Source organism: Flexivirga lutea, from assembly GCF_054778955.1.
This window is the reverse complement of the sequence record NZ_BAAGZB010000001.1, coordinates 1,278,774-1,292,230: the sequence shown is the minus strand read 5'-3', so window position 1 is coordinate 1,292,230 and position 13,457 is coordinate 1,278,774. Positions and strand designations below refer to the sequence as shown.

Here is a 13,457-nt window from a genome sequence, read left to right as displayed (position 1 = left end):
GCGTCGGTACGCCGTGATTTTGGTTGTGGCCGAAAATTTTCTTCTCTAAGGCGTACAGATCTGCCGGATCACTGGATCCGCGCGATGGTGCTGCCCACGTGGCGCAGCTGCCCGGCTGTGCTGATCTGCGGGTTCCGGTCCGCCTGGAACAGCACGATGATGTCCGACCCGCCGAACTGGAAGTACCCGAACTCCTGGCCTTTATCCAGTGTCGTGCCCGGCACGGCAGTCATCGACACGGACGCCACGTGCGACATACCGACCGGAACCACCGCGATCAGGCCCACGTCGCCGCTCGGGGAGTTGCGTGTGTCCAGCACAAGCACACCGTGCACCTGGGTGAACTCGTACCCGGTTTCGCTGTTGTCCTTGGACCGAAGCTCGTGGTCGATCAGGTTCACTTCCATGTAGACCGTTCCCCTGACCACGTAGGACTCTCGAACGGTGCCTCCGACCGGCACGTGGTAGCGATGGTAGGAGGAGGGCGGCAACATGTAGTGCGAGAACGTTCCGCCGGCGAATGCGTCGGCGTACGCGCTGTCCTTCAGCAGATCCGCGATATTGCCGTAGGTATGGGTCTCCTTGAGCGTCGTGGCGGGGATGTTGGACTCGGCGTCGATGTCATATCGATGCTTGAACATGCAGTCCGCCGGCGAGGTCACGACGCGGTTGTCGTGGGGCGAGTCGATCGGCCGCAGCCCCGGATTGAGTTCACGTGCGAAGAATTGGTTGAACGTGATCCAGCCGCTGGGCGAGTTCGGCCGTCCGTTCACCAACGATTCCTCGACGGAGTACTCCGGGGCGTCGCGGATGAAGGACTGCAGGATCGTCTCATCGAACGACTCCGGCGTGTCCAGGAAACTGCCCCACTCCGCGGCGAACCGGGTCAACCACTTCCCGAACTCGTGCCGGCTCTGCACCGTGCGGCCGTCGCCGTCGGCGACCTGTTGGTCGACCAACCAGAAGAAGTGCGCCAGGCGAATGCTCACCTCTTTGGCGTACCGGTGCTCCGGCGCGGTGTCCTTCCACGCCGGATCGTCTGACTGTCGAGGGATCCACCGGATGAACTTGCGCAGGTATGCGTCGTACTGCTGCAGATCCTGCGGCCAGTCCAACACCGCGTAAATCTTGGCGTCCAGCGCGGCACGAGCCTTGTCGTGCGCCAGCCGGAGCGATTGCTCGAGCGCATGCCTGAGATCCTCACCCGCACGGTCGAGGACGTCGTGCAGGTCAGACACGATCTGATCGGAAGTGTTCATCCCTCTCCTTTGTTCGTCGTGCGGTGGTGGAACTCGCGATGTCATGACGGCCGAGGGCGGCCACCATGCGCCGCACACCGCCCGTCAGACGATCTGCACACCGGCGAACTTCCCCACCGCACCGAGGTCATCGGCCGGTCTGCGCGCGCCGGACCGCTGCTGTCGCCTGGATGTGACTGAGGTGGCTCAGTGCCTGCGGCAGATTGCCCAGCTGCCGATTGCTGCCCGGCTCGCACATCTCGGACATCAGCCCCAGCGGACCGGCAGTCACGTCGAGGCCGGCCAGCAGCTGTTCGGCTTGGTCGCTCCGGCCGACCAGCGCCAGCGCGTGGACGCGCCAGAAGCCGCAGGCCGTGAAGGTCGCCTCTTCCTTGGCGGCCCCGGTGTATCGGTAGAGCAGCGGTCCCACGGCGAGCTCCTCGCCGAGTGCGTCGATCGTGCTGGACATCCGCGAGCCGGTGTCGAAGCCCATCTGCGCCCCGAGCAGCACTGATGCGTCCAGGTCGTCGGTTCCTGCATAGAAGGTGTAGGCCTGCTTGGTGGTGGACCAGCAGTTCTCGTTCACCCACTCCCTGATGCGTTCGGCCTCGCCCCGCCAGCGCACCCCCGACCCCACCAGGTGACCTGCCTCCGCGAGCCGGGCTGCCGCGTCCAGGGCTCGCCAGCAGTTCATCTTCGAGGAGGTGTAGTGCTGCTCGGTGTGCAACTCCCAGATGCCCGCATCCTGGTGGCGCCACTGGTCGGCGCAGCGGTCGGCGAGATCGGCCAGCTCACGATTGGATCCCACGTCGAGCACGTGGCCGCCGAAGACCCACCGGGCAACGGTCCCGAAGAGATCTCCGTAGACGCCGAGCTGAGTCTGCGACGCTGCGCTGTTGCCGATCTGGACGGGCAGGCTGTGCTGATAGCCGGGCAGGTCGGGCTTGCGTACGCCGTCCGGCTGGACACCGTCCAGCGTGTACATCACGTGGACGTCGGGTCCGTTGTCGTGGATGGCGTGCAACAGCCAGCAGACCGCAGCATGCACCTCCTCCTGCAGGCCCAACGTCGACAGGGCGTCGATGGTGAATGCGGCATCACGGATCCAGCAGAATCGGTAGTCCCAGTTCTTCGGTCCGCCGACGCGCTCGGGCAGCGAGGTCGTCGCGGCGGCGGCGACCGAGCCCCTGTCGGCAATGACGAGCGTCTTCAGCGCCAGCGCGCTACGCACGATCTGTTCGTGGCCGGCTCCCTGCCAGTGCACCGTCCCCACCCATTTGCGCCAGGCGTGCGCGCTGACTTCGATGCGCTGGTCGATCGCGTCCGCGTCGCACATGAACAGCGGATCCTTCTCGGTGGCGACGATGCCGACGACCCGGCGTTCCTGATCTGCTACGTCGAATTTCGCCCGGACTCGGTCATGCGTGACGTCGAGCGCGATCTGCGGACTGCAACGCACACCGAGCATCGTGGCACCCGAGTGCACGATCGGACCGCGTGCGTCATCGTTGACCCAGGACTCCCAGGCGCGCATTCCGTCGCCCGGCTGGACCAGCAGCTCCATCTCGACTCGACCCGCGATCCCCTCCACCCGACGCGCCAATTCACCCCACGGGAGCGCGCCGGCAGGCCCGCAGTTGAGCGAGTCGGTGACGCGCACCTGGCCCCGATCGGTGGTCCACGTCGTCTCGATGAGATTGGTGTGCGGCACGTATCGCCGTTCGTACGTTGCCTCCGGGGCCGTCGGGCAGAGCCTGAGCCGGCCGCCGCGCACCGGATCCAGAACCGCCCCGAACGGAGGCGGCGAATCCAGGCGCGGCACCGCCCACCAGTCGATCGACCCATCAGTGGCCAGCAGGGCGACACCACGACCGTCACCAAGGACGCCGTACGCTCCGATAGGCGCGTATCCCTGTGCGTCGCGAGTCAGGCGCTCCCCCATCAGGACCGAGCGCTCCGCCGCGTGAGCACGGCAATGCCCACACCCAGCGTCGCACCGACCAGGGTGAGCAGCCGATTCTTCGCGACATACGACACCGGATCGTGCGTGGCCGCCTTGGTGTTGAAGACCCCGCGCGCACCGCGATCCTGCTCGGCGTCCTGCGGTTCGAAAACGTTGGACCCCCACCGCGGATAATCCTTATCGACCTGCTGGGAGTTGACGCCGGTCTTGGCCAGGTACCAGTCCGCGAAGGCAGGTGCGATGCGATTGCCCAGCACCGTGTATGCGGTGGAGATCCCGACCCACATGTTGCGGCGGGGATGCTCGGCGGAGAACCGGATCGCGCTCGCGCACACCTCCGGCTGCACGATCGGCGGCACCGGCATCGGATGGTGCGGCATCTTGTTCAGGTTCCAGTTGAACTGGGTCGTGTTGACACCTGGCAACGTCACCAGGCCGATCGTGACGTTGCTGCTGGTCGCGCGCAGCTCGGTCAGGACCGACTCGGTCATCCCCTTGATGGCGTGCTTGGCCCCGCAATACGCGGACTGCAGCGGGATGGCGCGGTAGGCCATCGCGGACGACACATTGACGATCGCGCCGCGATCGCGGGGCCGCATCACCCGAAGCGCCGAGCGGACTCCATTGACCTGGCCGAAGTACGTGACCTGCGTCATTCGCTGGTACTCCTCCGGGTCGGTGTCCCAGAAGTAGGCGAGCGAACCGACGAACGCGACATTGACCCAGACATCGATCTCGCCCAGTTCGGCCTCGACGCGATCGGTGGCCGCGTCAACGGCCATATGGTCGGCGACGTCACAGGCGATCGTCAGCGCCTGCCCACCGGCGGACTCCACGTCCTTGGCCGCACCGGCGAGTCCCTGTGTCCCGCGGGCCAGGACCGCAACGTCGTAACCGCCGGCGGCGAACTCTCGCACGCACGCCCGCCCCACTCCTGCGCTGCCGCCGGTGATCACGACCACCGGCCGATGACGAACTGAAGCCATAAGACAAGATCCTTTGCTCGGGCGCGTCGTGGCGGTTCTAGTCCGGGTGCCAACCACGGACGGGCTGTCAACACCGGTCCCAAGCACATAACCACGAACATTGTCGGATAGCAAATGTTCCCGGCGAAGCTGTACGTCCTTGCCTGCGAGCGAAGCGGCCAAGACGCTCGCGCCGGGCGCTTAGGTCGCCGTCATCGATAGGATCAAGGGGCGATCGGATCGATCGCACCGCTTGCTCCGAATGCCCAGAAAGATCGTCAGCAACAACCGACAAGGGGGCTGGCGCCAGACGCAGCGGACCGGCTGCAAACCGCAGCCGAGCCCGCCATCCTCCTCCACCGACGACTCACTCGAGTGGCGACGTCCACTTGTGTCATCGCTCCATGTGCTCGTGCCGCTCGAGGACGTGACCGATGGATCGCGCCGCTCTGGACCGCGCCAGTTCGGACGGTTTCGCGTCGCTCTCGGCGTCGCGGCCGTCGGCAACGTGCTGGCAGCGCATCGCGGCTTCGACGGTGAGATGCCCGGGCCGGTCCATCATCTCGTTCGGTATCGCGCCGGCTGGAGCGGCAAGCACCGCACCAGTGTCACCAAGGTCGTGGGTTCGCACCGCAGGAAAGAGCAGTGCGTCGGGGCCACGCTCGAGGAAGGGCGCGAATCGGCCTGATCATCGCAGACAAGGGCGACACCCTCCGCGCCCTCGTCGAACGCCGCGTTCGGGGCGATCAAGAGTGTTTCGTCCGCGCACAGTGCCGGTGCGGGCCTCCTGCTCGATCTAGGCACCGATCTGACGCCACGACTCGCATGTCGCCGTCAGCAGATGCCTCCTTGGCTGAGAGGCTGAATCGACAGACACGCGGTGCCTGAGAAACACGAAGCCCCCGACTGCGTTCTCGCAGGTCAGGGGCTGTTCAGTGCTGGTGGACGATACTGGGATCGAACCACTCAACTTCGGATTTCTGCTGCACGTGCAATTACCGGGTAAAATGCTTCTGACCTGCGGCGATGCAGAACTCTGACGCGGACAGGTGGTGACGACTGTTGCCTCTGTTGTCCACCGAAGTAGTGCACAAGTAGTGCAAAATCCACTCAGGAGGGACCATGCCACGGACTGCCAGGAAGGCTCGCAAGCGCGCGTTCGGCCGTATCAACCAGGAGCGTTCCGGCCGCTACACCGCGTGGTACAACGACCCTGACGGCCGTACAAAGATTTCTGCCTCCGGCACGGTCACGCCAGTCCGGCACCGTGCCAATCACACCTTCGAGACAACCCTCGACGCCGAGGCCTGGCTAGCAGCAGAACGCAGACTGATCAGCACCAGCACCTGGACCAGCCCGGCGCAGCGAAGACAGGAGGAGATGGCAGCAGATTTGAACCACTCCCCTACCTTCGGGGAGTACGCGTCCGCATGGATTGACTCGCGAAAGAACAAGTCGGGCAAGTCGTTGGCACCTCGGACCCGAGACCACTACCACCAGTTGCTGGCCGACTACCTGGAGCCAACGTTCGGTTACCTCCTGCTGGACGAGATCACCCCGGCACAAGTGAACATTTGGTATGACGCCTTCACCCCTCTGCGTAAGAAGCTCAATGGAGTTACCGGAGAGACCACGAAAGCGCACGCGTACTCTCTGGCGCGTGCTGTGCTGAACACCGCTACGTCGGCTCATGGCCCATTGGTCGGGAGAGTCAATCCATTCGCCGTGCGTGGAGGCGGCACCTCACCAGTGCGGAAGCGAACCCAAGTGGCCACCAGCGCGCAATTCAAAGTGATGCTGACGACTATTCGCCCCGAGTGGGAGCTGATTCTGCTGCTTGGTTGCTGGGCCGGACTTCGCTACAGCGAGATAGCGGAGTTACGGCGCGGTGACATCAACCTCGTCGCGGAGGTGATTCAGGTCAGTCGCTCGGTGACGCGCAGCAAGGTCGAAGGCGTCGGCGTCAAATCTCCCAAGTCCGAAGCTGGTATCCGCGACCAGATCATCCCGCCGAACGTTCTGCCCGCGCTCAAAAGGCACATGAGAGCATTCGTCACCGGGCAGGACGGACTCCTATTTCCAGGGAAGAACGGACGACACCTCGCCCCGGTAACGTTCTACGGCAAAGTTCCCCCAAAGCCCGCCGAGACACCCGAGCAAGCCGCCAAGCAGCGAGCGCGGAACGGCTGGTATGCAGCTAGATCGGCCGCGGGGTGCCCAACCCTGCGCTTCCATGATCTGCGGGCAACCGGCGCCACATTGCTGGCACAGCAAGGCGGGACCGTGGCAGATGTCCAGTTGTTCCTTGGCGACTCCACAGCGCAGGCAGCATTGCGGTACGTGCGGTCCGCAGAGGGACGCCAGAAGGTCTTGGCCGACAAATTGGCCGCGCTGGACGGCTCCGTGTGGTGATCTCGCAGTGGCCGGATCGGTGAAATGAGCACCTGTCGGCCAGGATCTGTACGAGCAACTCGCACCCACGCGCAAACCAATCTCTCAAGGCACCAAGGCCGTCGACAGGGGACCACGAGATTGAAGCCAGCACTCAACGTGTTCGCGACCGTCTTCGAGGGTCGCTGGCCCACCGCAGAGAAGTACCAATTAACAGGACCAGAAACACCGAATTTCTGACACTCCCCGACACGATCACGGCTGATCACGTACCCGGCGGGCAAGTCCGGTAGTGGTGGCGGCCGGAGCCACCCTGGCCTCCGTGCTCTACCTGCTCTGGCTGATCCGCACCCGGCGCGCGACCGCACAGACTCTGACCGGCGCCGGAGTCTTCTACGTGTTGTTCGCGGCGGGCCTGGCCACCGCGCTGTGAAGCGGATGGAAACGCATTTCGTCGTGACGCGTCCCGGTTAGCCCCTCGGTCAGCTGCGCAAGTCCTCGCCAGCCTGCTGCGATCGCTCAGCTCCGAGAGCGTCGCCACGATCCGCGGACTGGGCCTGTGCCAGTCCAGCCAGCCAGCATCACGGCAGCAGTCCAGCAAACTGCCCCGGTGCCATCACCGGTGAGTTCCATCGGGCTACGCAATGCCCTCTGAGCGCAGAGAATAAGGATCGCCGTTACGCGCTATCATCGACATATGACGATGAAAATGCACGCAGACGTGACTCCACTAGCAGTCGGGACGGAGGTCGAGGCGTTGACGGCCGCGGCGTGCATGTTCAAAAGCCTGGGTGACCCGACCCGATTGGCGATCGTGCAGCACTTGACGCTCGGGGAGCACCGGGTGGTGGACCTGACCGCGCACCTGGGGTTGGCGCAGTCGACGGTCTCGGCGCACCTTGCCTGCCTGAAGGACTGTGATCTCGTCGCGTCCCGGCCCGTGGGCCGCGCCTCGATGTTCTCCTTGAAACATCCCGAGTTGCTGGACCTGCTGCGGCAGGCCGAGGTGCTGCTGGGAGTGACCCGGGACGCGGTGACGCTGTGCCCGACCTACGGTGCGGCGGCGCCGCGGTGACCGCGGCGGCCGCAGCAGCACCACAGACCGATCGGGCACGGTTGGGCAGGCGGGCTCAGCTGCTGGCGGGAGCCACCGTCGCCTACAACCTGGTCGAAGCGGTCGTGGCCGTGTCCGCAGGCCGGGTCGCCGGGTCCTCGGCACTGATCGGGTTCGGGCTGGACTCGCTGGTCGAGGTGTCCTCGGGGCTGATCATCCTGTGGCAATTCCGCCACAAGATGCCCGAAACCCGGGAGGCGCAGGCGCTGCGGCTGATGGCGCTGGCGTTTTTCGCCCTGGCCGCCTATGTGGCCGTCGACGCGGTCCGCACGCTCGCCGGCTCCGGCACGCCGGACACCTCCACGGTGGGGGTGGTCCTGGCGGCCCTGTCGCTGGCGGTGATGCCGTTTCTGTCCTGGGCGCAACGGCACACCGGCCGGGCGCTGGGATCCGGGTCGGTGGTCGCGGACTCCAAGCAGACCCTGCTGTGCACCTACCTGTCGGCGGTGCTGCTGGCCGGGCTGCTCCTGAACGCCGGCCTGGGCTGGTGGTGGGCCGACCCGATCGTCGGGTTGGTCATCGCCGCCGTCGCCACCCGCGAAGGCGTGGGGGCCTGGCGCGGTGAATCCTGCGGCTGCGCGCCGGCGCCGGACCTGGCAGACGGCTCCGCCAGCGCCGAGGGTGCCGGGTGCGGGTGCGGGCCGGGCTGCGCCGACTCCTGCTGCCAACCAGCTGTCTCGGTCACCTACGCGCCGGCCGGCGAACGGACTCCGTGAGTACCCCACCACCCGACAACAACCCCGGCGTCGGCGCCGCACCCGACGCCACGGGCGGGCACACCACACCCGCCACCTCCGACTCCGGCGGCGGTCATGATCACGGGCCGGGTGGTGGTCACGCCCACGGGGTGGCCGCGAACGCGGACCGGCGGTACCTGCGCGGCGCGCTGATCCTGCTGGCCCTGTTCATGGTCGGCGAAGTGATCGTCGCGTTCGTATCCGGGTCGCTGGCGCTGCTGTCCGATGCCGGGCACATGCTGTCCGACGTCGGCGCCATCGCCGCCGCGCTGTGGGCGATGCGACTGGCCGCCCGCCCCGCACGCGGGGCGTGGACGTTCGGGTGGAAACGCGCCGAGATCCTGTCCGCGGCCGGCAACGGGATCACCTTGCTGGTGGTCTCCGGTGTGGTCGGCATCGAGGCGATCCGCCGCCTGATCAACCCACCCACTGTGCAGGGTGGACCGGTCCTGGTCGTCGCCCTGGTCGGAGTGGCGGTCAACATCGGCGCCGCGTGGTTACTAGCCCGGGCGAACCGGACCAGCCTGAACGTGCAGGGCGCCTACCAGCACATCCTGACCGACCTGTACGGGTTCATCGGCACCGTGGTCGCCGGGATCGTCATCCTGGTCACCGGGTGGACCCGCGCGGACGCCGTCGCGTCGCTGGTCGTGGTCGCCCTGATGTTGCACGCCGCCTGGGGGTTGTTGCGCGACTCCGGGCGGGTGTTGCTGGAAGCCGCCCCCGACGGCGTCGACCTGCACGACATCCGTGCTCACCTGCTCGGCGTCGAGCACGTGGTGGACGTGCACGACCTGCACGTGTGGACAGTGACCACCGACCTGCCCGCCCTGTCCGCGCACCTGGTAGCCGAGGACTCCTGCTTCACCGACGGGCATACCCCGCAGTTGCTGGACCAGGTCCAGGCCTGCCTGGGCGGCCACTTCGACCTCGAGCACTCCACCTTCCAGCTCGAACCAGCCACTCATGCCACGCACGAGCACGGCCTCCACTAATCAAACGACAGCACGAACGGAAACCATGACCATTGACGACCCCGGCAGCTCGATCGGCACACCGCTGCACCCGGTGCCCGCGCAAACGGGCGCGGGTAAGCAGTCAGGCACGACCTCGGTTCGTTGGCGGGCGCTGCTTCTGGGATGCGTCACGGCAGCTGTTCTGTCTGCTCTGTTAGCAGGCGTCATAGGTTATCGCCTCGGCCACGCCGTGCCCGACAACAACAGCGCCGAGGCAGGCTTTGCCCGCGACATGCAGGTCCATCACTCCCAGGCCGTCCAGATGGCCTTCATCGTCCGGGACAAGAGCAAGAATCCAACGATCAGGACGATCGCCTACGACATCATCAGCACCCAGCAACAACAGGCCGGCCAAATGTTCGGATGGCTCGAGCAATGGCGGTTACCTCAGGCTTCAACACAGCCACCGATGTCCTGGATGCCGACGACTCACGTCCGTCAGACAACGACACATCGGGGTGCAAGGATGCCGGGGATGGCGTCGGAGTCGCAGCTCAGCCAGATGCGGTCTCTCGTCGGCGCGGCCGCGGACCGACGCTTCCTGACACTCATGATCGCCCACCACCGTGGTGGAGTCACGATGGCCGAGGCCATCCAGCCCCTTACCCATCACGCCGCCGTAGACTCTCTCGCTGCCGCGATTGAGACGTCGCAACGGGCCGAGATTGCTCAAATGTCCCGTCTGCGCGCGACGCTGTGACGAAGCCGTGCTCGACCGAGGGGCACTGCCAGGCCAGCGCGACGGGCCGCACGTCAATGCGCGAGCCGTCCTCGTGCTCAACCGGACCGAGGCGTCACTTCACCGGCGACCCGGTGCCGCCGGTGCAGGGAGCGCCAGGCTCGGGGGTCTGAGGACCCTGCTTGTACTTGGACACGAACGCCTGCAGCCGCTTTTCGGTCGCGTTCGGCAGCCGCAGTTGAACACCCCACGCCGACGCGACCACTGGTGCGGGTAGGCCTGGGTACGGCGAAAGTGTCAGGTACGTCTGCCCACCCACCAGTTCCCGCAACGCCTTGACCTGGGCGGCGGGCAGCGATGGTTGATAAGTGATCCAAACGGCTCCGTGCTCAAGATCGTGGACGGCGTTCTCGTTTCGCACCGGCGCAGAGTAGATGCCGCAGTTCAACCAGGTGGGGTCGTGGTCGCCTCCGACCGGCGGCGTCTGCGGGTACCGCACCGTGGTGGTGACATGGCCGGGTCGGGATACCGGGTAGGTCTTGACTGCCCCCAGTGATACCTGCGCGGGCCGGTTGGCGAGCACGGCCCACGAAGCCCCGCCGCCCACGACGACGAGCGCGGCGACGACCGCTCCTACCCACATCATTGTGCGTCGGCGGGACTGGCTGCTCTGTTGCCGCCGCAGCTGGTCCAGGCGAACTTGTCGGGCACTCAGGTCCGGTTTTGATTTCCGCGGTGTCATCGCCTCGGGTCTCTCGTGTGATCGTCGGTTGGTGCGGTGGGCGGCAGTTGGGTGCGGAGGCCGGTCACAACTGCGGGTTCGTGGCGCTTGATTCGCAGTCAGCCACCAGTGCGGGGCACCGACTTGGCCGTTCCCGACCACATCTTCCCCTGATCCTTGCTGGCATAGATCACCGCGCGCTGGTCCCGGAGGACTCCAGCAAGCACCGTGCCGCCGGGGCCGAAGGTGACGGCGGAGGTTCCCGCTGGAACGCTGAACGGTTGCCAGGTGGCGCCGCCGTTGCGGCTGGTAGCTGCACCTGTCATGCCGACGACGACGAGTTGGCGGGTGTCAGCGGGGTTCCAGGCGGCCGCCAGCGCGCCGACCGGGCCGCCAGCGGGATGCCAGGTGCGGCCGCCGTCTACGGTGCGCATTAGCCCGGTTGCCATGTCGGGTGCGAAGGCGCGGGAGGGGTTCTTCGGGTCGACCAGGATGGTGCCCATGAAGTCCTGCCCTTGGCGTGCGGTGCGCAGATCCCAGGTGCGGCCGCCGTCGGCGGAGGCGAACAAGCCGGCTTGTGGGGACCCAAGTAGAGCATTGCTCCGGCGCCGCCAAGGGCGTGCACGTCGGAGACTGGCGCCGTGACCTTGGTGAACGTGGTTCCTTGATCCACCGAGCGGAACAGACCCGCGTGACCACCGACGAGCAGGCTGCTCCCTAATGCGGCCCAGCCCATCGCATCAGCGCCGGCCAACGACGCAATCGGTCGCAGGTGCTGGCCACCATCGGTAGAGGTGACCACGGCGTCATGACCTCCGACATACCGCTTGCCGGCGTCGAAAAAGACCGTGTGCAGGTCTCCGCCGATCTGTGCGCCCGTCGTCTGGCTGTCAGCCGCCGACCGAGACTTCGGCGCTGCAAACGTTAGGGCTGCCACGCCGGTGACAATCACGAGTACCACACCGATCGCCAGCCACAACCACCCCCGGGTCCAGCGGTTGGTTGCGGCCGGAGAGGTCGTTGGGATGGCTTGCTGGAGATGAGACACGCGCACACTCTACTAGGCTTCTTAGGATGTACCCGGCGGGTCGGACCTTTTGCCTAAGCCGCTTAGGATGTGCGCAAGAAGCCCACGACTGGAGAAGGAGTCCTGCAGATGCCGCGCTTTGGCGACCTGGAGGCCGCGATCATGGACCAAGTGTGGGCGCTCGGCGACCCGGTCCGAGTCCGGGATGTGCTGGAGGAACTCCAGCGCAGCCCGGTGCCGGCATACACGACGGTGCAGACGGTGATGGACATCCTCTTTCGCAAGGGATGGCTGACCCGACGCAAGCGCGGGCGGGTCAACCTGTACGCCGCTGCGGCCAGCAGGGAGGATTATGTCGCACAGCTGATGGGTGAGGCCCTCGCTGAGGCAAAGGACCGCTCGGCCGTGCTGGTGCGGTTGGTAGAGGAAATGGACCCCGCCGAGTCCGCCGAACTTCGCACACTGCTCGAGGCCGCCCGCTCCGACCGCCCAGGTCCTGATTCCGGGGGCGCACAATGACCACGGCGGTAGTTCTGTTGAGTTACGCCTCCATGGCCGCAATGGTCGGCCCTTGGATGCTCTTGGCCGGCGGCTGGAGCGACCGGGCGCCGCGACTGGCAATTGTTGCGTGGCAATGCCTGACCGTGTCCGTCGTGGCAGCGGTTGCCCTCGCTGGCGTCGCCCTCCTGATTCCCACCGCCAGCGTCAGCGGAGGCCTCGCAGAATTACTGCGCGCATGCGCGATGGCGCTGAGCGCCCAGTACTCGTCGCCCGGCGGAGCGGTAGCTGCCGCGACGGGGGCAATCCTGATGACAACCGTCCTGGGACGGCTGGCTTGGTGCCTCACCGTCGTGCTGGCGGACGCGCGCCGCCGCAGGTCCCGTCATCGAACCGCGCTGGACCTGGTCGGCACGACGGTTCCCGACCTGGGTGCCGTAGTGCTGAGCGCCGACCAGCCAGCGGTGTACTGCCTGCCCGGGCGCCATCGGCGGATCGTCGTCACCTCGGGCGCATTGCGGCTCCTGACCGAGGAACAACTCACGCTGGTGCTTCGCCATGAGCAAGCCCACGCACGGCAGCGGCACGATCTGGTTCTCGCGTGGTCACAGACAACCGCAAAGGCGTTCCCTCGGGTGCCACTGTTTGCGACTGCCCGTGCCGAGAGCGCGCGGTTGGTTGAACTGCTAGCCGACGACGTGGCTATCGGCCACGACGGGAACCGTCTCGCCCTCGCTGACGCCCTCTTGACACTGAGCAGCGCGTCCGCGCCAGTTGCGGCTTTGGCTGCGGGCGGCTCGACCGCCGGGGCGAGGGTCCGTCGTCTCATCAACCCGCACAGACCGCTAGGCCGCGTCGGCGCTGGTCTGGTCGCCTCGGCGGCCATAGGGATGCTGCTGCTGCCGGTAGCGGTGGCAGTAGGTCCGGCAGCGTCGGCGACCCAGATGGACTACTGCCCAACTGGCACGCCCGCAGCTGCCGCTTCGATGCCCAGCGCGGCCGACTGAAGGCGTCGCGCCACCGGCGGAGGGTGTCGCTTCGGGCCGACTACTAATCTACTTAGTTGTTTCGTGTATGGTGCTTGCGTAACGACTCATGGAGAGGCTCA

The 13,457-nt window shown here is 66.3% G+C and carries 13 protein-coding genes; 8 read left to right on the top strand and 5 right to left on the bottom strand.

What is annotated here, in order from left to right:
* Positions 1-68 precede the first annotated feature (68 nt).
* The 3 genes from ACYVBN_RS06035 to ACYVBN_RS06025 all read right to left on the bottom strand — a co-directional run bounded on the left by ACYVBN_RS06035 (position 69) and on the right by ACYVBN_RS06025 (position 4,187).
* Positions 69-1,259 carry a phosphatidylserine decarboxylase gene (locus tag ACYVBN_RS06035; RefSeq protein WP_460599705.1) on the bottom strand — a complete coding sequence of 397 codons (1,191 nt, stop codon included), beginning with the start codon at positions 1,257-1,259 and terminating at the stop codon, positions 69-71.
* A 127-nt stretch (positions 1,260-1,386) separates the two neighbouring features.
* Positions 1,387-3,180: a glycoside hydrolase family 15 protein gene (locus tag ACYVBN_RS06030; RefSeq protein WP_460599704.1), complete on the bottom strand. Its 1,794-nt coding sequence runs from the start codon at positions 3,178-3,180 to the stop codon at positions 1,387-1,389.
* Complete coding sequence (locus ACYVBN_RS06025; RefSeq protein WP_460599703.1) at positions 3,180-4,187, bottom strand: SDR family oxidoreductase; 1,008 nt, start codon at positions 4,185-4,187, stop codon at positions 3,180-3,182. Before ACYVBN_RS06025 ends, ACYVBN_RS06030 begins: the two co-directional genes overlap by 1 nt.
* Positions 4,188-4,578: 391 nt before the next feature.
* Here ACYVBN_RS06025 and ACYVBN_RS06020 point away from each other — a divergent pair, with 391 nt between their 5' ends.
* The 6 genes from ACYVBN_RS06020 to ACYVBN_RS05995 all read left to right on the top strand — a co-directional run bounded on the left by ACYVBN_RS06020 (position 4,579) and on the right by ACYVBN_RS05995 (position 10,124).
* A complete protein-coding gene (locus ACYVBN_RS06020; RefSeq protein WP_460599702.1) occupies positions 4,579-4,854 on the top strand; it encodes a hypothetical protein in 276 nt (91 codons plus the stop codon).
* A 434-nt stretch (positions 4,855-5,288) separates the two neighbouring features.
* On the top strand, positions 5,289-6,578 hold the full coding sequence (locus ACYVBN_RS06015) for a tyrosine-type recombinase/integrase (protein ID WP_460599701.1): 1,290 nt from the start codon (positions 5,289-5,291) through the stop codon (positions 6,576-6,578).
* A 676-nt stretch (positions 6,579-7,254) separates the two neighbouring features.
* Entirely contained in the window at positions 7,255-7,632 is a 378-nt protein-coding gene (locus ACYVBN_RS06010) for an ArsR/SmtB family transcription factor (protein WP_460599700.1), read from the top strand.
* Positions 7,599-8,387, top strand: a complete 789-nt coding sequence (locus tag ACYVBN_RS06005) for a cation diffusion facilitator family transporter (RefSeq protein WP_460599699.1) — start codon at positions 7,599-7,601, stop codon at positions 8,385-8,387. The genes ACYVBN_RS06010 and ACYVBN_RS06005 overlap by 34 nt, the downstream gene beginning before the upstream one ends.
* Positions 8,384-9,403, top strand: a complete 1,020-nt coding sequence (locus ACYVBN_RS06000) for a cation diffusion facilitator family transporter (protein WP_460599698.1) — start codon at positions 8,384-8,386, stop codon at positions 9,401-9,403. Before ACYVBN_RS06005 ends, ACYVBN_RS06000 begins: the two co-directional genes overlap by 4 nt.
* A 25-nt stretch (positions 9,404-9,428) precedes the next feature.
* Complete coding sequence (locus tag ACYVBN_RS05995; RefSeq protein WP_460599697.1) at positions 9,429-10,124, top strand: DUF305 domain-containing protein; 696 nt, start codon at positions 9,429-9,431, stop codon at positions 10,122-10,124.
* Positions 10,125-10,218: 94 nt separating this feature from the next.
* Here ACYVBN_RS05995 and ACYVBN_RS05990 read toward each other — a convergent pair whose 3' ends face one another.
* Together ACYVBN_RS05990 and ACYVBN_RS05985 are read right to left on the bottom strand one after the other, a co-directional pair.
* On the bottom strand, positions 10,219-10,845 hold the full coding sequence (locus ACYVBN_RS05990) for a DUF3105 domain-containing protein (RefSeq protein WP_460599696.1): 627 nt from the start codon (positions 10,843-10,845) through the stop codon (positions 10,219-10,221).
* 98 nt (positions 10,846-10,943) lie between these two features.
* A complete protein-coding gene (locus ACYVBN_RS05985) occupies positions 10,944-11,393 on the bottom strand; it encodes a WD40/YVTN/BNR-like repeat-containing protein (RefSeq protein ID WP_460599695.1) in 450 nt (149 codons plus the stop codon).
* A 587-nt stretch (positions 11,394-11,980) separates the two neighbouring features.
* On the opposite strand from ACYVBN_RS05985, the gene ACYVBN_RS05980 reads away from it, so the two are divergent.
* Both ACYVBN_RS05980 and ACYVBN_RS05975 read left to right on the top strand, forming a co-directional pair.
* On the top strand, positions 11,981-12,370 hold the full coding sequence (locus ACYVBN_RS05980) for a BlaI/MecI/CopY family transcriptional regulator (protein ID WP_460599694.1): 390 nt from the start codon (positions 11,981-11,983) through the stop codon (positions 12,368-12,370).
* Between the two features lie 32 nt (positions 12,371-12,402).
* On the top strand, positions 12,403-13,356 hold the full coding sequence (locus ACYVBN_RS05975; protein WP_460599693.1) for a M56 family metallopeptidase: 954 nt from the start codon (positions 12,403-12,405) through the stop codon (positions 13,354-13,356).
* Positions 13,357-13,457: the final 101 nt, after the last annotated feature.

Excerpts from the sequence above, each read along its gene's own strand:
- ACYVBN_RS05980 (WP_460599694.1), top strand. The coding sequence starts at position 11,981 with ATGCCGCGCTTTGGCGACCTGGAGGCCGCGATCATGGACCAAGTGTGG.
- ACYVBN_RS05995 (WP_460599697.1), top strand. The coding sequence starts at position 9,429 with ATGACCATTGACGACCCCGGCAGCTCGATCGGCACACCGCTGCACCCG.
- ACYVBN_RS05975 (WP_460599693.1), top strand. The coding sequence starts at position 12,403 with ATGGCCGCAATGGTCGGCCCTTGGATGCTCTTGGCCGGCGGCTGGAGC.
- ACYVBN_RS06035 (WP_460599705.1), bottom strand. The coding sequence starts at position 1,259 with ATGAACACTTCCGATCAGATCGTGTCTGACCTGCACGACGTCCTCGAC.
- ACYVBN_RS05990 (WP_460599696.1), bottom strand. The coding sequence starts at position 10,845 with ATGACACCGCGGAAATCAAAACCGGACCTGAGTGCCCGACAAGTTCGC.
- ACYVBN_RS06015 (WP_460599701.1), top strand. The coding sequence starts at position 5,289 with ATGCCACGGACTGCCAGGAAGGCTCGCAAGCGCGCGTTCGGCCGTATC.
- ACYVBN_RS06030 (WP_460599704.1), bottom strand. The coding sequence starts at position 3,180 with ATGGGGGAGCGCCTGACTCGCGACGCACAGGGATACGCGCCTATCGGA.
- ACYVBN_RS06025 (WP_460599703.1), bottom strand. The coding sequence starts at position 4,187 with ATGGCTTCAGTTCGTCATCGGCCGGTGGTCGTGATCACCGGCGGCAGC.
- ACYVBN_RS06010 (WP_460599700.1), top strand. The coding sequence starts at position 7,255 with ATGACGATGAAAATGCACGCAGACGTGACTCCACTAGCAGTCGGGACG.